19 protein-coding genes and 1 riboswitch are annotated in these 23521 nt (G+C 53.7%); of the genes, 11 read left to right on the plus strand and 8 right to left on the minus strand.

Features of this window, described 5'->3' with window-relative positions; all coding sequences use genetic code 11:
- The coding region (murI, locus tag AC5JPW_RS02665) for a glutamate racemase (protein WP_494238133.1) at window positions 1-635 on the minus strand (635 nt) is incomplete at its 3' end.
- Window positions 580-2430, minus strand: a complete 1851-nt coding sequence (gene btuB, locus AC5JPW_RS02670; protein WP_494238134.1) for a TonB-dependent vitamin B12 receptor BtuB — start codon at window positions 2428-2430, stop codon at window positions 580-582. The genes murI and btuB, both read right to left, overlap by 56 nt.
- A gap of 66 nt (window positions 2431-2496) precedes the next feature.
- Window positions 2497-2802: riboswitch (cobalamin riboswitch) on the minus strand.
- A gap of 118 nt (window positions 2803-2920) precedes the next feature.
- Between btuB and trmA the strand changes: the two genes are divergently transcribed.
- Window positions 2921-4021, plus strand: coding sequence for a tRNA (uridine(54)-C5)-methyltransferase TrmA (gene trmA / locus AC5JPW_RS02675; protein WP_494238135.1), 1101 nt, complete (start codon window positions 2921-2923; stop codon window positions 4019-4021).
- A gap of 39 nt (window positions 4022-4060) precedes the next feature.
- Here trmA and AC5JPW_RS02680 read toward each other — a convergent pair whose 3' ends face one another.
- Both AC5JPW_RS02680 and fabR read right to left on the minus strand, forming a co-directional pair.
- Entirely contained in the window at window positions 4061-4414 is a 354-nt protein-coding gene (locus AC5JPW_RS02680; protein WP_494238136.1) for a YijD family membrane protein, read from the minus strand.
- A gap of 10 nt (window positions 4415-4424) precedes the next feature.
- Window positions 4425-5063 carry an HTH-type transcriptional repressor FabR gene (gene fabR / locus AC5JPW_RS02685; protein WP_494238137.1) on the minus strand — a complete coding sequence of 213 codons (639 nt, stop codon included), beginning with the start codon at window positions 5061-5063 and terminating at the stop codon, window positions 4425-4427.
- 196 nt (window positions 5064-5259) lie between these two features.
- Between fabR and sthA the strand changes: the two genes are divergently transcribed.
- Window positions 5260-6660, plus strand: a complete 1401-nt coding sequence (gene sthA / locus AC5JPW_RS02690; RefSeq protein WP_494238138.1) for a Si-specific NAD(P)(+) transhydrogenase — start codon at window positions 5260-5262, stop codon at window positions 6658-6660.
- On the opposite strand, the gene oxyR is transcribed toward sthA, so the two are convergent.
- The 4 genes from oxyR to argC all read right to left on the minus strand — a co-directional run bounded on the left by oxyR (window position 6643) and on the right by argC (window position 11096).
- The gene (gene oxyR, locus AC5JPW_RS02695) at window positions 6643-7560 is read right to left on the minus strand and encodes a DNA-binding transcriptional regulator OxyR (protein ID WP_494238139.1); all 918 of its coding nucleotides are present in this window, start codon (window positions 7558-7560) and stop codon (window positions 6643-6645) included. The genes sthA and oxyR overlap by 18 nt on opposite strands.
- Before the next feature lie 286 nt (window positions 7561-7846).
- Window positions 7847-9220 (minus strand): argininosuccinate lyase, encoded by a 1374-nt coding sequence (gene argH, locus AC5JPW_RS02700; RefSeq protein ID WP_494238140.1) that lies wholly within the window; start codon window positions 9218-9220, stop codon window positions 7847-7849.
- 79 nt (window positions 9221-9299) lie between these two features.
- A complete protein-coding gene (gene argB, locus AC5JPW_RS02705; protein WP_494238141.1) occupies window positions 9300-10073 on the minus strand; it encodes an acetylglutamate kinase in 774 nt (257 codons plus the stop codon).
- Between the two features lie 18 nt (window positions 10074-10091).
- Complete coding sequence (gene argC, locus AC5JPW_RS02710) at window positions 10092-11096, minus strand: N-acetyl-gamma-glutamyl-phosphate reductase (protein WP_494238142.1); 1005 nt, start codon at window positions 11094-11096, stop codon at window positions 10092-10094.
- A 172-nt stretch (window positions 11097-11268) separates the two neighbouring features.
- On the opposite strand from argC, the gene argE reads away from it, so the two are divergent.
- From argE to nagB, 9 genes are all read left to right on the plus strand, one after another.
- The gene (argE, locus tag AC5JPW_RS02715; protein WP_494238143.1) at window positions 11269-12420 is read left to right on the plus strand and encodes an acetylornithine deacetylase; all 1152 of its coding nucleotides are present in this window, start codon (window positions 11269-11271) and stop codon (window positions 12418-12420) included.
- Window positions 12421-12692: 272 nt separating this feature from the next.
- Complete coding sequence (gene ppc / locus AC5JPW_RS02720) at window positions 12693-15344, plus strand: phosphoenolpyruvate carboxylase (protein ID WP_494238144.1); 2652 nt, start codon at window positions 12693-12695, stop codon at window positions 15342-15344.
- Between the two features lie 96 nt (window positions 15345-15440).
- Window positions 15441-16295: an AraC family transcriptional regulator gene (locus tag AC5JPW_RS02725; RefSeq protein ID WP_494238145.1), complete on the plus strand. Its 855-nt coding sequence runs from the start codon at window positions 15441-15443 to the stop codon at window positions 16293-16295.
- A gap of 251 nt (window positions 16296-16546) precedes the next feature.
- The gene (fsa, locus tag AC5JPW_RS02730; RefSeq protein ID WP_494238146.1) at window positions 16547-17209 is read left to right on the plus strand and encodes a fructose-6-phosphate aldolase; all 663 of its coding nucleotides are present in this window, start codon (window positions 16547-16549) and stop codon (window positions 17207-17209) included.
- Window positions 17210-17262: 53 nt separating this feature from the next.
- The gene (gene gldA, locus AC5JPW_RS02735; protein WP_494238147.1) at window positions 17263-18366 is read left to right on the plus strand and encodes a bifunctional L-1,2-propanediol dehydrogenase/glycerol dehydrogenase; all 1104 of its coding nucleotides are present in this window, start codon (window positions 17263-17265) and stop codon (window positions 18364-18366) included.
- 136 nt (window positions 18367-18502) lie between these two features.
- A complete protein-coding gene (locus AC5JPW_RS02740; protein WP_494238148.1) occupies window positions 18503-19252 on the plus strand; it encodes a DeoR/GlpR family DNA-binding transcription regulator in 750 nt (249 codons plus the stop codon).
- 162 nt (window positions 19253-19414) lie between these two features.
- Window positions 19415-21838, plus strand: a complete 2424-nt coding sequence (locus AC5JPW_RS02745) for a glycyl radical protein (protein ID WP_494238149.1) — start codon at window positions 19415-19417, stop codon at window positions 21836-21838.
- Between the two features lie 13 nt (window positions 21839-21851).
- Window positions 21852-22766, plus strand: coding sequence for a glycyl-radical enzyme activating protein (locus AC5JPW_RS02750; protein WP_494238150.1), 915 nt, complete (start codon window positions 21852-21854; stop codon window positions 22764-22766).
- Between the two features lie 9 nt (window positions 22767-22775).
- Window positions 22776-23519 carry a glucosamine-6-phosphate deaminase gene (gene nagB / locus AC5JPW_RS02755; RefSeq protein WP_494238151.1) on the plus strand — a complete coding sequence of 248 codons (744 nt, stop codon included), beginning with the start codon at window positions 22776-22778 and terminating at the stop codon, window positions 23517-23519.
- Window positions 23520-23521: the final 2 nt, after the last annotated feature.

Raw genomic sequence — 23521 nt, forward strand, 5'->3', positions numbered from 1 at the left:
TGTTGCAGCAAAGGGAAGTGGGTACAACCTAGCACCACCGTATCCGGCGGTTCAGTCATACGCAGCCACGGGCGAAGGATTTTCTTTATTTCATCAAGCGGGACAGGCTTGCCATGCAGTTTGGCTTCGGCCAGCTCCACCAGCTCAGCGGAACCCAACATTTCGATCTTGCACTCATTCGCAAAACGCGAAATCAACTCATGGGTATAAGGCCGCTTCACCGTCGCACGGGTGGCCAACAATCCCACGACACCATTCGCCGTTAAACGCGCGGCAGGTTTGATTGCAGGGACGACACCGACAACAGGGAAAGAGAATTTTTCGCGCAAGGCAGGGAGAGAAACGGTACTTGCGGTGTTACAGGCGATAACGGCAAGGGAGAGTGGGTATTGGGCCTGAACGGCGGTCACGATTTCAACCACGCGTTCAACAATAAACTCTTCGCTCTTTTCCCCATAAGGAAAGGCAACGTTATCGAAAGTATAAATGTAATGCAGATCCGGCAGGAGATGCCGGATCTCGTCATAAACCGATAACCCACCGACGCCGGAATCAAACACCAGCACGGTGGGCCGTAGTTTAGAAGGTGTAGCTGCCAGACAAGGTGTATTCTCGTCCTGCAGTTTGGTAGCCATAAGCTGTCTCGTAGTCTTTATCGAACAGGTTAGCTATTTTACCACGAACTGTCAGGTGAGAGGTCACAGGATATGACAATCCAATGTCCCAGACGCTCACGCCCCCCATCTTAACGGTATGGGAAGTATAGGTTGTTGCATCATAGGCACTGTCATAACGTTGCCCCATATATTGATACGCCACGTTCCAGCCGAGATCATAAACCTGTCCGGTCAGTTCGTACTTCACCTGCTGCTTCGCGCGGCGAGCAAGCACCTTGTTGGTTTCGTCATCACGCGGGTCGATATACTGCAGCGTCAGATGATGATCAACAGGGCCTGTCGTTACGTTTCCGGTCCACTCCACACCTTTAATTGTGGCAGAGTTGATGTTGTAGTATGCGGTGTTGCTGTAAGTAATGAGATTATCAATTTCATAACGATAAGCAGACAGGCGCCAGTCAATCGGCCCGGTCAGCCCTTCAAGCCCCGCTTCCCACTGCTTAGACTCTTCCGGTTTCAGATTCGGGTTGGACGCGATGCCAAACCGCTCTGCGCCAAACTGCTGCCCAAGCGATGGCGCCAGGAACCCGGTACCGTAAGAAAGCGTCGCACGGTAGTTGTCAACAAACTCCCAGCCTGCGGCTGTCTGCCAGGTACCATGCCAGCCGAACTGCTCATCATGGTCCTCACGCCCGGACGCTTCCAGGGTAACGCGGTCAATTTGCTGCTGACCGGTCAGATAGAGTCCGGTGGTATCACGCTTATAGACATCCGTACTGGATGTGCCGCTGGATTGCAGTTTCTCTTGCTTCCAGTCAACGCCACCGCTGACTGAGCCCTGTCCAACCTCAACGTTATTACCCCATTGGATATAACGCTGTTCCATGTTGTCCAGGCTCGCGCTGGATGCGTAGCGGCCATCCTGCGCGTTGTAATTGTAGTTTTTGAGATGCTGATAGTTAGCAATCAGCTGAGAAGAGTAAATCCCGGAATGATAGTTAAGACCGGTATCCCATGATTGGGTGTAGTTCTGGCTTTCATCGCCACCACCTGCATAGCCACCGCTGCCCTGATCGTAGTCGGTATTTGAGGTGTAACCGTAGCCACGGAAGAAACCTGAAACGCTGTCATTAAACTTGTGCTGAACGCCGCCCCAGAACAGCTTATTGCGGTAACCGTCGCGATCGCTGTCGTCAGCGTAGGTTGAATCAGGCTGAACGTTAAAACCTTTGGTCGTCTGATAGGCGCCCGCAGCGGTTACCATCGTGTCGCCGAAGCGTTGATTGATCGCGCCGTCGTAGTTCTGATATCCCCTGGACCCCATTCCTGCGTTAATCTGCGCACGCTCATCATCACTCATCGTAATGATGTTCACTACACCGCCAATTGCACCAGAACCATAAACCGCAGAACGTGGGCCACGGATGTATTCGATGCGTTGAACAAGTGATACCGGGATCTGACCAATATCAATCGCATTGCCAATGCCGGCACGCGCCATGGGTACGCCGTCAATCAGCACCAGTACATGGCGTGCTTCAGTACCGCGAACAAAGAGAGACGAACTCTGCCCGATTCCACCATATTGGGCAATGTCCACGCCCGGTAGACGACGCATAACATCGTTGAGATCTTTTGACTGCCAGCGCTGAATATCTTCACGCGTGACCACATCGGTAGGTGCCAGTACGGTATTCACTGGTTGTTGAAAACGATTTGCTGTCACTACCAGAGTGTCTGAGTTACTGTCCTGCGCCCAGCCAGAAAATGCCGTGACGGAGAGAGCCGTCAGCAGCGAAGCTTTTTTAATCATTGTGTGAGCATCCACATAATAAGAAGGATGCCGCAGGTACCATCAGTAGCTCGCGACGATGACACCAAATGCGACGTAATTCCGGCAGGTCTTCGGGCTCGGGGGTACTACAAGATGATGACTTCCCACTTCATATCTACCCGTCATACTTCAAGTTGCATATGCGTTGGCTTTCCTCGCTCACCCCAGTCACTTACTTTAGTAAGCTCCTGGGGACTCGCTGCGTTGCCGCCTGCCTGCAACTCGAATTATTTAGGGTATAAGCAGTGTCTGCTTTCGCTATCATCCCACCCTTCCTTACCGCTGCGCGTCAGCCCCAGATTCACACTGGGTTCCCTTTTAACTCACAGGACCGGAACAGGGATGCTACATTCAGAAACATATAGATGTCCAGACTGCTATGAGGGGAATCGAAAAAACATCCGAGACTGGACATCCCCTGAGCAATCCCTACAATCCCCGCGTTATTCTTAATCATTCAGGAAATACGATGACACCAGAACACCTGCCAACAGAACAGTACGAAGCGCAACTGGCCGAGAAAGTCGTGCGTCTGCAGTCGATGATGACGCCCTTCTCCGCGCCCGTACCGGAGGTGTTCCGTTCGCCAGTCAGCCACTACCGCATGCGTGCAGAGTTCCGCATCTGGCACGATGGTGACGACCTGTACCACATTATTTTCGATCAGCAGACCAAAAGTCGTATCCGTGTCGACAGCTTTCCGGCCGCGAGCGAGTTGATTAATCAGTTGATGAAAGTGCTGATGGAGAACCTGCGCGAGAACAAAACGCTGCGCCACAAGCTCTTCCAGATTGATTACCTGACCACCATGAGTAATCAGGCCATTGTATCCCTGCTGTATCATAAAAAGCTGGATGATGAATGGCGTGAAGAGGCGACCCGTCTTCGTGATGCCCTGCGAGCACAAAACCTGAATGTGCACCTGATTGGCCGTGCAACCAAAACCAAAATCGAGCTGGACCAGGACTTTATTGACGAGCGCTTGCCTGTCGGCGGTAAAGAGATGATCTATCGCCAGGTCGAAAACAGCTTTACGCAGCCCAATGCAGCTATGAATGTGCAGATGCTGGAGTGGGCACTGGGTGCCACGAAAGAATCAACCGGGGACCTGCTGGAGTTGTACTGCGGTAACGGTAATTTCTCGTTGGCGCTGGCACGTAACTTTGATCGCGTCCTGGCAACGGAAATCGCTAAACCGTCGGTCGCCGCCGCGCAGTACAACATAGCGGCAAACCATATCGACAATGTGCAGATTATCCGTATGTCGGCAGAAGAGTTCACTCAGGCCATGAACGGTGTTCGTGAATTTAACCGCTTGCAGGGCATCGATTTGAAGAGTTACCAGTGTGAGACGATTTTCGTCGATCCACCACGCAGTGGGCTGGACAGTGAAACCGAGAAGATGGTGCAGGCGTATCCGCGGATTCTCTATATCTCCTGTAATCCGGAAACCTTGTGTAAGAATCTGGAAACGCTAAGCCAGACGCACAACATTGAGCGTCTGGCCCTGTTCGATCAGTTCCCTTATACGCACCATATGGAGTGCGGGGTTCTGCTGACAGCGAAGTAGTACCGATTGCCGGATGGCGGCATAAATGCCGTATCCGGCCTACAGCCCCTGATTACGGTTACGCATACGGAAACCGATCCAGAACACCAGAATCACCGACAGCACCGCGGGGAAGAAGTTGGAGCCGATATCCGGATACTCCGCACGCACCACGGTGCTATAAAGCAGCACACCGAGAATAAAGCAGGCCGCTGCAAGACCGGGCAAGCCAACGGGCATGGTACGGTTTTGATAACGCTGATGCAGGCAGTAGACCGTCAGCACCAGTGAAAGAATCGGGAACACGGAGAAAGGCACAATGGAGCTAAAAATCGCTGCAAAAGTGCCATTAATGGATAAGCCAGCGATCAACGCCAGCAACAACGTACCTTTATCTTGACCTGACTGTTTCATTACTCACCCTTCACTCGTCGGTTTGATGTGCTACTTTTTCTTGTTCACGTCGATACCAGTAATACGCACCTTTAGAAATCATCCGCAGTTGCAATACCAGTCGCTCTTCTAATTGCCGGCGTTGTTCAATGCCCACATCCAGTGCCTCAGCGCCCGCACTGAAAACAATCGTCACCATGGCCTCGGCCTGCGCTTCGGTGAACGCTCGCGGCATATGGTTTTCGAGTTCAAGATAGTCAGCAAGTTCCGCAATAAAATGCTGGATTTCCCGCGCAACCGCCGCACGAAACGCAGCCGACGTTCCTGAGCGTTCACGCAGTAACAGCTGGAAAGCATTAGGGTTGTTGCCGATAAACTCCATAAACGTTGAGACCGATGTGCGGATAACACTGCCACCTTTAGCAATACGTTGACGCGCCTGGCGCATCAACTGACGTAGCATCAAACCACTCTCATCGACCATGGTCAGGCCGAGTTCATCCACATCGCGGAAATGACGATAAAAGGACGTTGGGGCAATACCCGCTTCCCGCGCAACTTCGCGCAGACTCAGGCTGGCGAAACTTCGCTCAGCGCTCAGTTGACTGAATGCTGCTTCAACCAGCGAACGCCGGGTTCTCTCTTTTTGTTGCGCTCTTACGCCCATCACGATGCTTGAATCCCTCCGCAGACCTTCTGGCACTATACCAGAGAATAAAACTAATCGGATTGTACTGGATTGTGAATGATTGTTTACGAGGTCTTTCTGCTTTCCCGCACGAAAAAAGCACAACGATAATTGGGTTATCCCGCCGTTGATGTTACTATTATGTTGCTTTTATGTATAAGAACAGGTAAGCCTTGCCATGCCACATTCCTACGATTACGACGCAATAGTTATAGGCTCAGGCCCGGGCGGCGAAGGTGCTGCTATGGGTCTGGTTAAACAGGGTGCCCGGATAGCGGTCATTGAGCGCTATCACAACGTGGGCGGCGGTTGTACCCATTGGGGAACCATCCCCTCTAAAGCCCTCCGCCATGCCGTTAGCCGCATCATTGAATTCAATCAAAACCCGTTATACAGCGACCACACCCGTATTCTCCGCTCCTCTTTTGCCGACATTTTGAATCATGCAGACAGCGTGATTAATCAGCAAACGCAGATGCGTCAGGGCTTTTACGAGCGTAACCGCTGTGAAATCCTACAGGGGAATGCGCACTTCGTTGACCCGCATACGCTGGCGCTGGAGTGTCCGGACGGGTCGGTTGAGACCTTAACAGCCGAGAAATTTGTGATTGCCTGCGGTTCACGCCCTTACCACCCGGCGGACACCGATTTTGCGCATCCGCGCATCTACGACAGCGACTCAATCCTCAACATGCATCATGAACCCCGCCATGTGATCATCTATGGTGCGGGGGTGATCGGCTGTGAATATGCCTCGATCTTCCGCGGGATGAACGTCAAGGTGGATTTGATCAACACCCGCGATCGTCTGCTGGCTTTCCTCGATCAGGAAATGTCGGATTCGCTCTCTTACCACTTCTGGAACAGTGGCGTAGTGATTCGCCATAACGAAGAGTATGAGCGCATTGAGGCCATGGACGACGGTGTGATTATGCACCTGAAATCCGGTAAGAAAGTAAAAGCAGACTGCCTGCTCTATGCTAACGGCCGCACCGGTAACACGGACAGCCTGAAGCTGGAAAACATTGGTCTGGATGCCGATGGGCGTGGTCAGTTGAAGGTCAACAGCATGTACCAGACTGCGCTACAGCATATCTACGCGGTCGGTGACGTGATTGGCTACCCGAGTCTGGCATCTGCCGCTTACGACCAGGGCCGCATTGCCGCGCAAGCGATGATAAAAGGTGAAGCCACCGCGCACCTGATTGAAGATATCCCGACCGGGATCTATACCATTCCTGAAATCAGCTCTGTGGGTAAAACCGAACAACAGCTGACCGCAATGAAAGTGCCTTATGAAGTGGGCCGGGCGCAGTTCAAACACCTGGCAAGGGCGCAAATTGTGGGAATGAGCGTAGGGACGCTGAAAATTCTGTTCCACCGAGAAACCAAAGAGATTTTGGGGATTCATTGCTTTGGTGAGCGCGCGGCCGAAATCATTCACATCGGCCAGGCGATTATGGAGCAGAAAGGCGGTGGTAACACGATTGAGTACTTTGTTAACACCACCTTTAACTACCCGACCATGGCGGAAGCCTACCGGGTAGCCGCGTTAAATGGCTTAAACCGCCTGTTTTAACGCGCTGTCAAAGTGGCCATCCATCGCACCACGGATGGCCTCCGCCAACTGCTCATAGCGGTTACGCAGCGGTGAGCCAGGGCGATAAACCAACCCAACGGTACGCCGGGGTTCCGGCTTGATGCAGGGCAGATAGACCACGCCATCACGCTCGCGCTCACGCGGAACCGCCAGCGCAGGCAGCAAAGTAATACCGCTCCCTGCCGCCACCATGTTGCGCAGCGTCTCAAGACTGGTTGCCCGGAAATGGGTATCTTCTTCCGCACCCGCTTCAAAGCAGAAGCCCATTGCCTGATCGCGCAGACAATGACCATCTTCCAGCATCAGCAATTTCTCACCTGCCAGGTCGGCCATCGGAACGCGGTCGCGACTCGCCCATGGATGGTCAGCATAAATTGCCAGCATCATCGGCTCATCAAACAGCGGCACTTCAATAAAGGCTTCACTCTCTTTCACCAGCGCGAGAATGGCACAGTCGAGTTTACCGCTGTCCAGTTGCGCCAGTAATTGATGGGTTTGCGCTTCGTGCAGGTACATTTCCAGTTTCGGGAACGTCTGATGCAGCAAAGGGATAATATGCGGCAGCAGATAAGGTCCAACGGTGGGGATTAAACCAATATGCAGTGGGCCGGACATTGCTTCCCCCTGCTGGCTTGCCATCTCCTTGAGCACTTTGACCTCACGCAACACTGTGCGCGCCTGATCCACCAGCAACAGACCGGCCTGCGTAAACAGGACTTTGCGGCTGGTGCGTTCTAGCAACATCACACCCAGCTCATCTTCCAGTTTACGAATTTGCCCGCTCAGAGTTGGCTGGCTGACATGGCAGGAATCCGCTGCACGGCGAAAATGGCGGTGTTCAGCTAACGCCACCAGATATTCAAGATCACGAATATTCATTATTCATCCTCCGTCGCCACGATAGTTCGTGGCGATAGATAGAATAGCAATGAACGATTATCCCTATCAAGGGTTCTGTACAATAATTAGCACAAGAAACGAAGCGGTCACCATTACCCTTGATGCCACTGCCTCTATCTCTCTGAATAACTAAAGCCAACGTGAACATTTTGCGGACCCCGTGTCCGCTTTTTTTTGCGTAAAAAAGCCCAACGCAGGGTCAGGCTATTTTGCTCTCCCTCCGTGTGGACAGAGGGATGTAGTGAGGGCATCAGCCCGCAGAGGATCAGACTAAACGATTTTTCGCATCCGCAATTGCCTGTGCAACCTGCTGCGGGGACACGCCGCCTTTCGCAGCACGCTTGTCCAGACAGGATTGCAGCGACAGAATCGGATAGACGTCATCGGCGATAACGGCACTGAATTTCTGCAAATCCACCAGCGCCAAATCTTCCAGCGGTTTACCCTGACGAATAGCTTCGACAACCGCTTCGCCTACAATATGGTGTGCTTCACGGAACGGCACGCCTTTGGCAACCAGATAGTCCGCCAGTTCAGTCGCATTCGCGTAGCCCTGCTGCGCCGCTTCCTGACAACGCGGACGTTTCACCTGAATGCCATCCAGCACCAGTGCCGCCATATGCAGGCAGTCAAGCCAGGTGTCGAGTGCATCGAACAGCCCTTCTTTATCTTCCTGCATATCTTTGTTGTAGGCCAACGGCAGCCCTTTCAGGGTCATCATCATGCCGGTCAGCGCACCTTGTACACGCCCGCATTTACCACGGATCAGTTCCAGCGCATCCGGGTTTTTCTTCTGCGGCATCAGTGATGAACCAGAAGTCACACGGTCAGAAAGCTCCACAAATCCTGCTTCGCCGGTGTTGAAGAAAATCAGATCTTCAGCGAAACGAGACAAGTGCACCATGCTAATAGAGGCATCTGAAAGCAATTCCAGCACGTGGTCACGGTCAGAAACGGTGTCCAGGCTGTTGCGGGTCGCAGAGGCAAAGCCCAGCCATCCAGCCAGCTGCTCACGATCAATTTCGTATGCAGTACCCGCCAGCGCACCACAGCCCAGCGGGCTCACATCCAGACGTTTAAGCGTATCCTGTAAACGGCTCTCATCACGCGCCAGCATTTCAACGTAGGCCAGGCACCAGTGTGCGAAAGTGACTGGCTGGGCACGCTGCAAGTGGGTGTAACCCGGCATCACCGCATCCTGATTATTCTCTGCGGTTTCGACCAACGCGGCTTGCAACTGACGACAAGCGGCAAGCAACTCCACGACTGTGTCTTTGCACCACAACTTAAGATCGGTTGCGACCTGGTCGTTACGACTACGCCCGGTGTGCAGCTTTTTGCCCAGTTGACCCACTTTGTCGATCAGCTTGCCTTCAACCCAGCTATGAATATCTTCCGCATCACTTTCGAGGATCTGCTGTGGGTTGGCCTGCACTTCCTGCAGCAACACATTCAGTGCTTCTTCAAGTTGCAGTTGCTCATCGCTGGTTAACACACCTACGGTGACCAGTGCTTTGGACCAGGCCACAGAGCCAACGATATCCTGCTCCGCCAGGCGATAGTCAAAGCGCAAAGAGTCGTTGAACTGTTTGAACCGTTGATCTGCTGCCTGAGTAAAACGCCCACCCCAAAGTGCCATAACATGCTTCCTTAAATTCTTAGATTTCAATACCGGATAGCGATGCGCGTATCCGGCCTGGAGATGATGTTGTCTGTGCTTACGCGAGAATACGGGTGCCGATAGGCGTACCGTTAAACAGTGCTGGCAGTTGTTCTGCGTGACGCCAGGAGGCAATATCAACCGGGCGGTTCAGGGCGCGAGCTGCATCCAGCGCCGCATTTACCTTCACAATCATGCCGTCGGTAATAATCCCCTGCTCAATCAGCTGCTCCGCTTTTGCTGCTGTCATTTCGGCAATGCGCTGGCCTTTCCCATCCAGAATGCCGCTGACATCGGAGAGCAAAATCAAATCTGCGCCCAGCGTTGCCGCCAGAGCAGTCGCTGCCTGGTCAGCATTGACGTTCATCAGGCGACCATCGTCCGTCACACCGATAGAGCTAATGACGGGCAAGAAGCCCCCGTCCAGCAGTGCGTTCACCAGCTTCGGCGAGCCCGGCAGTGCCTGACCAACATGGCCCAACTCTTTATCGAGTTGCGTCACTTTCACGCTATCCCCATCGCCCAGGAACAGGCCAACGGAAGCAATCTTGTGTTTTTTCGCCCAGGCCAGCAGGGTTTTGTTCGCCGTGCCCGCCAACGCACCGGTAATAATATCGATTTGATCGGCAGGCGTGACGCGCAGACCGTTTTTCTTGGTCACCGGCAGATTGAGTTTTTTCATCAGCTCATCCACCACGCAGCCGCCGCCGTGCACAATCACTAACGGGCGGTCATGGGATTCACGGTAATTCACCAGCGCGGTAAACAGACGCTCCAGCGCTTCTTCACTATCCAGCAGTACGCCACCGAGTTTAATAATTAATGGGTTCATTTTCACGCCTGCACTCAATTAGATTAGAGACTGGGTTTCAGCATAGCCGAAACGAATATTTGCACACTGCATTGCCTGAGCGGCCGCACCTTTCAGAAGGTTATCTTCCGTCGCAACCACAATCAGGTGTTCATCCTGTACCGCAAAACCGATATCGCAGAACGGCAGACCCACCACATTTTTCAGTGCCGGAACGCCTTTTTCATACAGACGCACCAGCGGCTTGTCGCCATAGGCCTGCTGGAAAATCGCCGCAATCTGCGCGTGTGTGACACCCGGCTTCAGACGGCAGGTAATGGTTTCCAGAATGCCACGCGGGAAGTTACCCAGGTGCGGGGTAAAAATCACCGGTGCGCCCAAGTGAGTCGTGATTTCCGGATGGTGGCGATGGTTAAACACACCATACGGCTGCAGGCTGACTTCGCAGAAGCTGTTGGAGATCGCCGCTTTGCGCCCTGCACCACTGACGCCACTGGTCGCGTTGATCACCGGCCACTGGTTGAGATCCAGTACACCCGCATCGATCAGTGGTTTAAGAGAGAGTTGTGCTGCGGTTGGATAGCAACCTGGAACCGCGATGAGATTCGCGTCCCTCAGCGCGTTGGCGCTCCACTCGGCCAGCCCGTATACCGCCTGCGCGAGCAGGTCAGGATGCTGGTGAGTGAAGCCATAGAATTTTTCATAGAACGCGAGATCGTTAACGCGGAACGCACCAGAGAGGTCAAACACCACGCAGCCTGCTGCGAGGAACTGCGGTGCCAGGTCGTGACTCACTTCATGTGCGGTCGCCAGGAACACCACGTCCACACCCTCAACGAATTCGCTGATGTCGGACATAGGCTGCAACGGCAGATCGACAATACCTTTCAACTGCGGATGTAAATCGGAGACTAATTTTCCTGCATCATTGCTTTGCGCTGAAACCGTCAAAGCGGTTATGTTCATATGAGGATGGCGATTTACATAGGTCACTAGCTCTGCGCCGGCGTAGCCGCTGGCACCCACAATTAACGTGTTCAACATCGGGGCAGTCTACCTTCTTAGTGCGTCAAGTTTGCCAGGGAGTGATTCGGCATCAATCCCTCGTCGCTCTGTAAAGGCGCCGAATGGGTTCCTTTACGCTCAACATTAATGTATTTTTATTCACTATTAATGCATGAATATTGATACTATCACGAACTCAGGTATGTCAACAATGAAAATGAATTTGCCACCATTTATCGAGATTTACCGCGCCCTGATTGGCACTCCGTCCATCAGCGCAACGGAAGAAGCCCTTGATCAAAGCAATGCTTCTTTAATCAATCTGCTGGCTGGGTGGTTTGGCGACCTCGGGTTCAAGGTTGAAGTGCAGCCCGTCCCCGGCACCCGTAACAAGTTTAACCTGTTAGCCAGTATTGGCGAGGGAGCCGGTGGCCTCTTATTGACCGGCCACACGGATACCGTTCCGTTTGACGACGGACGCTGGACGCGCGATCCCTTTACACTGACCGAACACGACAACAAACTTTACGGACTGGGCACCGCAGACATGAAAGGCTTCTTCGCCTTCATCCTGGATGCCCTGCGTGATGTTGATGTGACGAAACTGAAAAAGCCGCTCTATGTGCTGGCAACCGCCGACGAAGAGACCAGCATGGCGGGCGCACGTTACTTTGCAGAGAACACGCAGCTCCGTCCGGATTGCGCCATTATTGGCGAACCGACTTCCTTGCAGCCGGTACGCGCTCACAAGGGCCACATCTCCAGCGCTATCCGCATTCTGGGGCAATCGGGTCATTCCAGCGATCCGGCGCGTGGGGTCAACGCCATCGAACTGATGCATGACGCCATCGGCCATATCCTGCATCTGCGCGATAACCTGAAAGAGCGTTATCACTACGACGCCTTCACCGTGCCGTACCCAACGCTGAACCTTGGCAGCATTAACGGTGGCGACGCCTCTAACCGAATTTGTGCCTGCTGCGAACTGCACATGGACATTCGACCGCTGCCGGGCATGACCCTGAACGATCTGAACGGCCTGCTTGAAGAGGCGTTAGAGCCGGTAAGCAGCCGCTGGCCGGGTCGCCTGACGGTATCCGAACTGCATCCACCAATTCCAGGTTACGAATGCCCGCCGGACCATCAGCTGGTAGAAGTGGTGGAAAAACTGCTGGGTGTAGAAACGGAAGTGGTTAACTACTGCACCGAAGCGCCGTTTATTCAAACTCTGTGCCCAACGCTGGTGTTAGGACCAGGCTCCATTAATCAGGCCCATCAGCCTGATGAATATCTTGAGACACGCTTTATAAAACCAACACGCGAGTTGATCACACAGGTCGTGCATCACTTCTGCTGGCACTGATTAACCCCCTCCTCATCCCGATAAATCGCCCTCGGGGTGAGGAGAAAACGCAGTGACGTTGTTCACAATTCCATAAGCTATGCTTATCAGCCGCAAAGCGAATTAAATTTCGTAAATTCACGGCATTTATTCGTTTGCTGAACCGATTTCGCAGCAATTGACGCCGTGGGTTTTACGTGGCTTTATAAAAGGCGGTGTCTGATATCTATCCGTTTCACGTTGCAGGACGGTGGATATAACAAAATAAAATGAGATGGGGTGTCTGGGTTAACATGAACGAACAATATTCCGCTTTGCGTAGTAATGTCAGTATGCTCGGCAAGCTGCTGGGGGATACCATCAAGGATGCGTTGGGAGAGCACATTCTTGAACGGGTCGAAACAATCCGTAAGCTGTCCAAATCTTCACGTGCTGGTAATGAAGCTAACCGTCAGGAGCTGCTCAACACGCTGCAAAACCTGTCCAATGATGAACTGTTGCCGGTCGCTCGCGCCTTCAGCCAGTTTCTGAACCTTGCCAATACCGCCGAGCAATACCACAGCATTTCGCCAAAAGGCGAAGCCGCAAACAACCCGGAAGTGATTGCTCGTACGCTGCGTAAACTGAAAGACCAACCCGATCTCAACGAAGCGGCTATCAAGAAAGCCGTTGAATCGCTGTCGCTGGAGCTGGTGCTGACCGCCCACCCGACAGAGATCACCCGCCGTACACTGATCCACAAAATGGTGGAAGTGAACACCTGCTTAAAGCAGCTGGATAACACCGATATCGCCGACTATGAGCGCCATCAGCTGATGCGCCGCCTGCGCCAGCTTATCGCGCAGTCCTGGCATACCGATGAAATCCGTAAACATCGCCCGAGCCCGGTCGACGAAGCCAAATGGGGCTTTGCGGTTGTCGAAAACAGTCTGTGGGAAGGCGTGCCTAACTATCTTCGCGAGCTCAACGAACAGCTCGAAGAGAACCTGAATTACAAACTGCCAGTCGATTTCGTACCGGTCCGCTTTACCTCCTGGATGGGCGGCGACCGCGACGGCAACCCGAACGTTACTGCAGACATTACCCGTCACGTCCTGCTGCTGAGCCGCTGGAAAGCGACCGATCTGTTCCTGAAAGATATTCAGTTGCTGATCTCTGAGCTGTCGATGGTCGAATGTACCGACGAGCTTCGTGAACTGGCCGGTGCCGAAGGCGCGCAGGAACCGTATCGCTATCTGATGAAAAAACTGCGCGGCCAGCTGATGGCAACGCAGGCCTGGCTGGAAGCGCGCCTGAAAGGCCAGCGATTGCCGAAACCAGAAGGTCTGCTGAGCCAGAACGAACAACTGTGGGAACCGCTTTACGCCTGTTACAAATCTCTGCAAGCCTGCGGTATGGGCATCATCGCCAATGGTGAACTGCTCGATACCCTTAGGCGCGTGAAATGTTTTGGCGTGCCGCTGGTGCGTATTGACGTTCGTCAGGAAAGCACCCGTCACACCGAAGCACTGGGCGAACTGACCCGTTACCTGGGTATCGGCGATTATGAAAGCTGGTCTGAAGCTGACAAACAGGCATTCCTGATCCGCGAGCTGAACTCCAAGCGTCCTCTGCTACCGCGTAACTGGGAACCTAGCAATGAAACCCTCGAGGTGCTCAGGACCTGCAAAGCAATCGTTGATGCGCCGAAAGGATCGGTTGCCGCCTATGTGATCTCCATGGCGAAGACCCCGTCCGACGTTCTGGGCGTGCACCTGCTGCTGAAAGAAGCCGGTATCGACTATGCTCTGCCGGTCGCGCCTCTGTTCGAAACCCTTGACGATCTGAACAACGCCGATGATGTCATGACCCAGTTGCTTAACATCGACTGGTATCGCGGCTTTATCCAGGGCAAACAGATGGTGATGATTGGCTATTCTGACTCCGCAAAAGACGCGGGCGTGATGGCCGCTTCCTGGGCACAGTATCAGGCGCAGGACGCACTGATCAAAACCTGTGAAAAAGCCGGCATCGAACTGACGCTGTTCCACGGTCGCGGTGGTTCTATTGGCCGTGGCGGTGCACCGGCTCACGCCGCCCTGCTTTCTCAACCACCGGGTAGCCTGAAAGGCGGCCTGCGTGTCACCGAACAGGGTGAGATGATTCGCTTCAAATACGGTCTGCCAGAAGTCACCATCAGCAGCCTGTCGCTCTACACCAGCGCCATTCTGGAAGCGAACCTATTGCCACCGCCGGAGCCGAAAGATGGCTGGCGTGACATCATGGACGAGCTGTCGGACATCTCCTGCGATATGTACCGTGGCTACGTGCGTGAAAACAAAGACTTCGTGCCGTACTTCCGCTCTGCCACACCAGAGCAGGAACTGGGCAAGTTGCCGCTCGGTTCCCGTCCGGCTAAACGTCGCCCAACCGGCGGAGTGGAGTCTCTGCGTGCGATTCCGTGGATCTTCGCCTGGACGCAGAACCGCCTGATGCTACCAGCCTGGCTGGGTGCGGGTGCGGCGCTGCAAAAAGTGGTGGAAGATGGCAAACAGAGCGATCTGGAAGCCATGTGCCGCGACTGGCCGTTCTTCTCTACTCGCCTGGGCATGCTGGAGATGGTCTTCTCTAAAGCGGACCTGTGGCTGGCGGAATACTACGATCAGCGTCTTGTTGCCCCGGAACTGTGGGCGCTGGGTTCAGAGCTGCGTAAGCTGCTCGAAGCGGATATCAACGTGGTGCTGGCTATCGCCAACGACTCCCATCTGATGGCCGATTTGCCATGGATTGCCGAGTCTATTCAACTGCGTAATATCTACACCGACCCGTTAAACGTGCTGCAGGCTGAGTTGCTTCACCGTTCGCGTAAAGCGGAAGAGGAAGGTAAAGAGCCGGATCGCCGCGTTGAGCAGGCATTGATGGTTACCATCGCGGGTGTCGCTGCGGGTATGCGTAATACCGGCTAACCCTCACAGCATCGAGCAAAAAGGCCACACCGGGTGTGGCCTTTTTTTATGCCGCCCGTTAAGGTTATGCGGTTCGTGTGCCAGGAAAAGGAAACCATGAATTACGACGTCAGCCACCTCCTCTCTCGTCTGATTAACGGCCCAACACCTCTGCACCAGATCTGCTTTATCGGTGCGACAGGGCCAGCGCCATCGCTCGCCTTGCAGGTGGATTTCCCACGTCTGGAAATCGTGCTGGAAGGGAAACTGGATGATTTAGGGATGGCTGGAGAGACGCCATTAATGGTGGAGCATGACGTTCTGTATGTCCCGGCAGGCAGCTGGAATTTCCCGCAGTGGTCCACCCCCGCCACCACGCTGAGTATCCTGTTTGGTAAACAACAGTTGGGGTTCAGCGTGACGCGCTGGGATGGCGAAGAGCTGTATAACCTGACAAAACAGCATGTTGCCCGCCGTGGGCCGCGTATCGGCTCTTTCCTTTTGCAAACGCTCCATGAAATACAGATGCAGCCGAAAGAGCAGCAAACCGCCCGTTTAATTGTCGCCAGTCTGCTCAGCCACTGCCAAGATTTGCTCGGCAGTCAGATTCAAACCGCATCCAAAAGTCAGGCTCTTTTCGAAGCCATACGCGACTATATCGACGAACATTACGCCATGCCGCTAACCCGCGAATCCGTGGCGCAGTCTTTTTATATCTCCCCCAACTACCTCTCTCACCTTTTCCAGAAAACCGGCACCGTTGGGTTTAATGAGTACCTTAACCATACGCGCCTCGAACATGCCAAAGCGCTGCTTAAGGGTTATGACCTTAAGGTGAAAGAAGTCGCGCACACCTGTGGATTTGTGGACAGCAACTACTTCTGCCGCCTGTTTCGCAAGAACACTGAGCGTTCTCCGTCAGAGTATCGTCGGCAATATCACAGCCAGTTAATCGAGAAAAAGCCGTCATAACACGCCGTCATGTAATGCGTGCAAAAATGCTATTTGCTGGATTTTTGTAATATTAAAACGTGCCAGGTTTTGTTAAGTTCAGCGTAATCAGTCGCCTACCGACCCAACACCACTCAAACGTGATGCAGATCATGCTTTCAACCTGATATTACATTTGTCCAGTTTTTGGCAGAAATGTCACGTAGCGCGCCTTACTCCCCCCCTCGTATTCTGTAGACAGAAATCATTCGGGGAAATTAAGAGGACGTATCATGGAACTGTATCTGGACACCGCCAATGTGAACGAAGTTGAACGACTGGCGCGTATCTACCCCCTCGCGGGCGTGACCACCAACCCGAGCATTGTTGCTGCGGGTAAAGAATCCATCTGGGACGTCTTACCGCGCCTGCAAAAAGCTGTCGGCCCGGAAGGTACGCTGTTCGCACAGGTGATGAGCCGTGACGCAGCAGGCATGGTGGCTGAGGCCAAACGCCTGAGCAACGCCGTACCGGGTATTGTCGTCAAAATCCCGGTGACCTTCGAAGGACTGGCGGCCATTAAGCTGCTCAAAAAAGAGGGTATCCCGACACTGGGCACTGCCGTTTACAGCGCTGCGCAAGGGCTGCTTGCCGCACTGGCTGGCGCAAAATACGTTGCCCCTTACGTGAATCGTGTCGATGCCCAGGGTGGAGATGGGATCCGCACCGTTCAGGAGCTTCAGAGCCTGCTTGAGCAGCATGCACCGGAAAGCAAAGTGCTGGCAGCAAGCTTCAAAACCCCTCGTCAGGCGCTGGACTGCCTGCTGGCCGGTTGTGAAGCGATCACCCTTCCTTTAGATGTAGCGCAACAAATGCTCAATACGCCCGCGGTAGAGTCGGCAGTGGAGAAATTTGAACAGGACTGGAACAACGCATTTGGCAATCTCAACCTGTAACCCGGCAAGAGGGCCGCAACCCGCGGCCTGAATAGCCAGAATGGAGAAAATGTATGGACCGCATTATTCAATCCCCAGGCAAATATATTCAGGGTGCAGACGTTATCATCCGTCTCGGTGACTACCTCAAACCACTGGCAGCAAGCTGGCTGGTTGTGGGGGACAAATTTGTTTTAGGTTTCGCTCAGGAAGCGTTGCAAAAAAGTCTGGCCGATGCCGGTCTGGCTTGCGAAGTGGTGCCTTTCGGCGGCGAATGTTCACAGAATGAAATCGACCGCCTACGTGCAATTGCAGAAAACGCACATTGCGGTGCCGTGTTGGGTATTGGTGGTGGTAAAACCCTCGATACCGCAAAAGCCCTGGCCCATTTCATGGGCGTGCCGGTGGCGATTGCGCCCACCATCGCATCTACGGATGCACCTTGCAGCGCGCTGTCGGTCATCTACACCGATGAAGGCGAGTTTGATCGCTATCTGATGCTGCCGAATAACCCGGACCGCGTCATTGTCGACACCAAAATCGTGGCAGGCGCACCGGCGCGTTTACTGGCGGCTGGGATTGGTGATGCGCTGGCAACCTGGTTCGAAGCCCGTGCCTGTTCCCGTAGTGGTGCCACCACTATGGCAGGCGGGCAGTGCACTCAGGCAGCCCTGGCGCTGGCAGAACTCTGCTATAACACGCTGATCGCCGAAGGTGAAAAAGCGATGCTGGCCGCTGAGCAGCATGTCGTCACCCCAGCGCTGGAATTGGTCGTTGAAGCCAATACCTTCCTGAGCGGTGTCGGCTTTGAAAGCGGTGGTCTGGCGGCAGCGCACGCTATCCACAACGGCCTGACGGCAATCCCGGATGCCCACCATTACTACCACGGCGAAAAAGTGGCCTTTGGTACACTCACGCAGCTGGTACTGGAAAATGCGCCAGCGGAAGAGATTGAAACCGTCGCCGCACTTTGCCACACCGTCGGTCTGCCAATCACGCTGGCACAACTGGATATTACTGACGATATCCCGGCCAAAATGCGCATCGTGGCAGAAGCCGCCTGTGCCGAAGGCGAAACCATCCATAACATGCCAGGTGGCGCAACAGCGGATCAGGTTTATGCCGCGCTGTTAGTCGCCGACCAGTATGGTCAGCGCTTCCTTGAAGAGTGGGAATAACCTCATCACGCTCCCGGCACCGTCCGGGAGTGTTTCTTTATGTTCTTTTCAATCCATATTGTCACTGAAATTTATGTGCTTTATAGTGCGTTTTTCCCCTTAGTGAATCCTCTTCATGCAATCATCAGACAGAAGAATGAGCATCTATGCCATTCTGCAGCAGGAAAAAAAGGTCGTGGTTAATGACCTGGCAGAGAAATTTGGCGTCACCAAAATGACCATTCGCCGTGACCTCTCATTCTTCGAAAAGCAGGGTATTGTAAAAACCAGTTACGGCGGTGCCTATCTCACCAGCGGTGCCAGCGTGGAGCCCAGTTTCCAGCTCAAATCCGTGCAAATGGTGGATGATAAGCACCTGATTGGACTTAAAGCCGCTGAACGGGTGGAAGATGGCGACACCATAATTATCGACTGCGGCACCACGGCGCTGGCTTTCGCGCAATGTATTTTCGATAAGAAAATCATGGTGATAACTAACTCCGTGCCGGTCGTAAATCTGCTCAAGGGACGCAGCAACATCAAGCTGATTGTCGCTCCGGGTGAGTATGAAGATGATACCCAGGGCATGGTCTCATTCAGCACCGCCGAATTCTTCAGTACGTTGCATGCCGACAAAGTCTTTCTGAGTACTCAAGGCATCAATGAGCAGGGTGAGCTGACGGTCCCCAAAATGACCGACGCCCATGTCAAACAGGCACTGGCCCGCGCCGGGCGACAAAAAATCCTGCTGGCCGACAAAAGCAAATTCGGTCAGACCTTCCTGGCGGGTCATGGTCAACTTAGCGATTTCGATGTGGTGATTAGCCAAAGCGACGTTTCGGCAGACGTATTAACCCTTCTTACCCACCACTCCACTGAACTTATCCTGGCTGACAACGCCGAATAATCCCCTTCGCCCTCGATGAGGGCGCTTGTGTTTTTCTGTGCCACTAAATGTTCCATGTGGATTCTTTTGTGACAAAAGAAACAAAATAAAACATTAAATGATTGACAAAAACACACCTCAGGAATGAAATGCACAAAAACCATTTCACCAGTGAGGGAATTTATGAACGGATTACTCAGCTTCAAACCCACCAGCAACGACTGTGATTTTGCGCGTATCGCCAAAAAACAGGATCAGATGTTCCATCGCGTGGCGACCATCTGCCCGGAACGCGCCGAGATCATCACCGACTCCTTCAAACGCTCCGAAGGCAAATCGATCGTCATTCGCCGCGCGCTGGCGCTAGCCGATATTCTGGAAAAAATGACCATCTACATCGAACCGGACATGCTGATCGTCGGTAACCAGGCGAGCGCCAACTTTGCGGCACCTGTCTTCCCGGAATTCTCGTTTAACTGGGTTATTGATGAGCTGGACGAGTTCGACAAACGCTCCGGTGACAGTTTCCAGGTGAGCGAAGAGACCAAAGCACGCCTGCGCGTGCTGCAGGATTACTGGCAGGGCAAAACCCACCAGGATGAAGTGCTGGCCAACCTGCCGCAAATTAACCGCCTGGCAGAAAAACAGGGCGTTCTGCACCGTGGCGGTATCAGCATGTCCGGCGACGGTCACATCATCCCGAACCATGACTTCGTGCTGGAAGTCGGCTACGGCGGCATGCGCGATATCGCCAGACAGCACCTGGCCGAAGACAAAGACCTGACCGAAGAACAGAAAGATTTCTATGAAGCCGTCATCATCACCATGGAAGCGGCACTGAATTACTGCAAACGCTTCTCCGTGCTCGCCAAAGAGGAAGCCGCAAAAACCGCCGACGATAAACGTCGTGACGAACTGCTGGCGATGAGCGAGATGTTTGCCCACCTGATGGAAGGCAAAGCGCAGAACTTCTACGAAGCTGTTGAAACCGTCTACCTGACCCACCTGCTGATGATGATCGAAAGTAACGGCCACTCTTTCTCCTTCGGCCGTTTCGACCAGTACGTCTGGCCATTCTACGAAGCGGATATCAATTCCGGCAAAATCAGCAAAGAGAAGGCGCTGGAGATCCTGACCCACTTCTTCATCATGACCAACAGCCTGAACAAAGTTCGCCCATGGGGCCATACCCAGTACAGCGGCGGCTACCCGCTCTACTCTAACCTGATGGTGGGCGGCATGAAGCCAGACGGCACCGACGGCACCAACGACCTCTCTTATCTGTCGCTGGAAGCCATGGCATTGACCGGCCTGCCGGAGCCAAACCTGAGCGTACGCTTCTCCAAAGATACCCCGCACTCACTGATGCAGGATTCAGCAAAACTGATCCGCAAAGGCTTCGGTATGCCGTCCATCTTCTGCGACGAAGTGGTGATCCCGGCGATGATGACCCTCGGTCTGACAGAAGAAGTGGCTCGCGAATATGCCTCGATGGGCTGCGTGGAAACGGCCATTCCGGGCCGATGGGGCCACCGCGCCACCGGCATGACCTACGTGAACTTCGGCAAAATCCTTGAACTGGTGATGAACAACGGCTGCGACCCAGCAACCGGCGTACAGCTGGTGAAAGTGAACGGCAAAGAAGGCCGCGAGATTAATTATGCCTCTTACGATGAAGTCTGGGCCGCATGGAACCAACTGCTTGAGTTCTACTCCGACCTCGCAGTGGATTGTGACCTGGTCTGCGACCGCGCGTTGAAATATCACGATGCCGACGCCTTTGCCTCCGCCACCATCAACTGTTCGCTGGAGCGCGGTAAAACGTTGAAAAACGGCGGCGCAGAGTATGACTTCGTCAGCTCCTCCAACATCGGTCCTTCCGTGGTCGGCGACAGCCTGGCCGCTGTGAAAAAGCTGGTCTTTGATGACAAAGTGCTGACGCTCAAACAACTGCGCGACGCCATGGACTGCAACTTCGACGGTATCGAAGGTGCCCGTGTACGTAAGCTGTGCCGCAACGCGCCGAAGTTCGGTAACGACATCGACTATGTTGACTACATCGTCGCCGACGTATTCGAGTCCTATCTGAAGCTGCTGCCGAAGTACAAAACCGACCGTTACGGTAAGGGACCGAAGGGCTGTGGATACACCATGTCCACCTCCAACATCACCTCGTATGTACCTAATGGTTTTGACGTTGGCGCGACCCCGGATGGTCGTCTGGCAACCCTGCCGCTGAACGAAGGCGCATCACCGTGCCTCGGTGCAGATAAAGAGGGCCCGACGGCGGTCATCAACTCTGTGGCGAAACTGCCAAACCAGAAAATCGCTGGCGGTCAGTTACTGAACATGAAATTCACACCGAGTGCGCTGGAAGGTGACGATAACCTGGAGAAATTCACCGCGTTCATGGAAGCCAGTCGCGAGAAGAATATCTTCCACAACCAGTTCAACATTATCGATTCGAACATCCTGCGGGCGGCAAAAGAACGTCCGGAGGATTATCCGAACCTGATGGTCCGCGTGGCCGGTTACTGCGCCCTGTTCTCGACGCTGATGCCGGAAGCGCAGGACGCAATTATTGCCCGTACAGAACTGGCCTGGTAAGGCGGGGAAGACCATGAAAACAGGCTTGATATCTCGCATTCAACGCTACTCCACCAAAGACGGCCCTGGGCTACGCACCACCGTGTTTATGCAACAGTGCAATCTGCGCTGTTTGTGGTGTGCGAATCCGGAGACCCTCAAGCCTGGCTTCAACGTGTTCTGGTTTAAAGAACGCTGCCGCCAGTGCGGTTCCTGCGTGCAGGCGGCAGCCAACAATGCCATTACCCTCGCTGAACCTGGCGAGGGGGTAAACATTGACCGTAAGCAGTGCAGCAACCTGATCGAGATGGTGGAAATCTGCCCTTACGAGGCTTATGAAAAAGTCGGCAAAGAGATGACCTCCCGTGACCTGGCAGATCTGCTGCTGAGGGATAAAACCTTTTACGACACCAGCGGCGGCGGTGTCACCTTCTCCGGGGGAGAGCCTGCGCTACAGGCTGAATTTGTACGTGAAACGGTGCATTTTCTGAAAGCAGAAGGCGTGCATGTCTGTCTCGACACCGCAGGCAATATCCGTCGGGAGAAGCTGCAACCACTGGTGGAGGCAGTCGACCTGGTCTCTTTTGATTTCAAAGCCTTTGATCCGGAAATTCATCTTGCCTGTACCGGCGTAGACAACCGTTTGATCCTGGAGAACGCCAAAGCGATCGCCGCAACGGGCAAGCCCATGTTGGCTCGCATGGTGATCGTGCCGACGCAAAACGATCAGCCAGAAGACATCCGCAAACGTCTCGATTTTATCCACAGCCTCGGCAGCGCCGTATCGCAGGTGGATATCCTCGAATACCACATTTATGGCATCGGCAAATATCACAAGCTCGATATGCCTTATTTACTCAACGATCTTCCGCCCCTGGAGCGGGGGATGATTGACCAGACAAAACAGTATGCTGAAGAGATCGGCCTGAAAGCCACTCTCGGCGGTTAAGGAAAACAGATGCTGAATTTTACCCTTACTGATAACTACGATGAGATGAGTCAGCTTGCGGCCAATCGCGTAGCACAAGCGCTGGCGCGAAAACCCAATCTGGTGATGGCACTGCCGACCGGCGGCACGCCAGTGGGCCTGTTGCAGGAAATGAGCCGCATGGCGCAGGAGGAAAACGTCGATTTTTCCCAGGCCTTTTCCTTCAACATCGATGAATACATCCCGCTAAAAAAAGAGGATCCGCAGAGTTATTACTGGTTCCTCGACCACTATTTCTACCAGCATGTCAGGCTGCCGATGGCAAACCGCTTTGTCCCTGATGTGCTGGCTGACGATCTTCTTGCCGAGTGTGCGCGCTATGAGCAAGCGATTGTGAAACTTGGGGATTTTGATCTGACCGTACTGGGTATTGGTCATGACGGGCATATCGGCTTTAACGAGCCCCACGCCACCCATAGCCCGGTGTGCCACGTTATCGATCTCAATGAGGAGACCATTGAAGCCAACGCCCGCTTCTTCGATCGCCGTGAAGATGTGCCACGCCAGGCTATCACCCTCGGCATGGGAACTATCCTCAAAAGCAAAGAGATCGTACTGATTGCCAGCGGTGTGTCAAAAGCACCGGTCATGAAACAGCTCTTTGAATGCAAGACTGTCGACCCCTTTTTCCCGGCCTCTTTCCTGTTGCTTCACCCTGACGTGACTATCATTTGCGATCGGGAAGCAGCATCACTCATTCCTTCCCTGAGGTGAAA

The sequence above is a fragment of the Phytobacter sp. genome (assembly GCF_059074235.1).

Coding starts and splice junctions, on each gene's coding strand:
- AC5JPW_RS02750 (WP_494238150.1), top strand. CDS start 21,852: ATGAAAACAGGCTTGATATCTCGCATTCAACGCTACTCCACCAAAGAC.
- oxyR (WP_494238139.1), bottom strand. CDS start 7,560: ATGAATATTCGTGATCTTGAATATCTGGTGGCGTTAGCTGAACACCGC.
- sthA (WP_494238138.1), top strand. CDS start 5,260: ATGCCACATTCCTACGATTACGACGCAATAGTTATAGGCTCAGGCCCG.
- nagB (WP_494238151.1), top strand. CDS start 22,776: ATGCTGAATTTTACCCTTACTGATAACTACGATGAGATGAGTCAGCTT.
- btuB (WP_494238134.1), bottom strand. CDS start 2,430: ATGATTAAAAAAGCTTCGCTGCTGACGGCTCTCTCCGTCACGGCATTT.
- AC5JPW_RS02740 (WP_494238148.1), top strand. CDS start 18,503: ATGAGCATCTATGCCATTCTGCAGCAGGAAAAAAAGGTCGTGGTTAAT.
- argB (WP_494238141.1), bottom strand. CDS start 10,073: ATGAACCCATTAATTATTAAACTCGGTGGCGTACTGCTGGATAGTGAA.
- trmA (WP_494238135.1), top strand. CDS start 2,921: ATGACACCAGAACACCTGCCAACAGAACAGTACGAAGCGCAACTGGCC.
- gldA (WP_494238147.1), top strand. CDS start 17,263: ATGGACCGCATTATTCAATCCCCAGGCAAATATATTCAGGGTGCAGAC.
- AC5JPW_RS02680 (WP_494238136.1), bottom strand. CDS start 4,414: ATGAAACAGTCAGGTCAAGATAAAGGTACGTTGTTGCTGGCGTTGATC.
- argE (WP_494238143.1), top strand. CDS start 11,269: ATGAAAATGAATTTGCCACCATTTATCGAGATTTACCGCGCCCTGATT.
- argH (WP_494238140.1), bottom strand. CDS start 9,220: ATGGCACTTTGGGGTGGGCGTTTTACTCAGGCAGCAGATCAACGGTTC.
- ppc (WP_494238144.1), top strand. CDS start 12,693: ATGAACGAACAATATTCCGCTTTGCGTAGTAATGTCAGTATGCTCGGC.
- AC5JPW_RS02725 (WP_494238145.1), top strand. CDS start 15,441: ATGAATTACGACGTCAGCCACCTCCTCTCTCGTCTGATTAACGGCCCA.
- AC5JPW_RS02745 (WP_494238149.1), top strand. CDS start 19,415: ATGAACGGATTACTCAGCTTCAAACCCACCAGCAACGACTGTGATTTT.
- fsa (WP_494238146.1), top strand. CDS start 16,547: ATGGAACTGTATCTGGACACCGCCAATGTGAACGAAGTTGAACGACTG.
- argC (WP_494238142.1), bottom strand. CDS start 11,096: ATGTTGAACACGTTAATTGTGGGTGCCAGCGGCTACGCCGGCGCAGAG.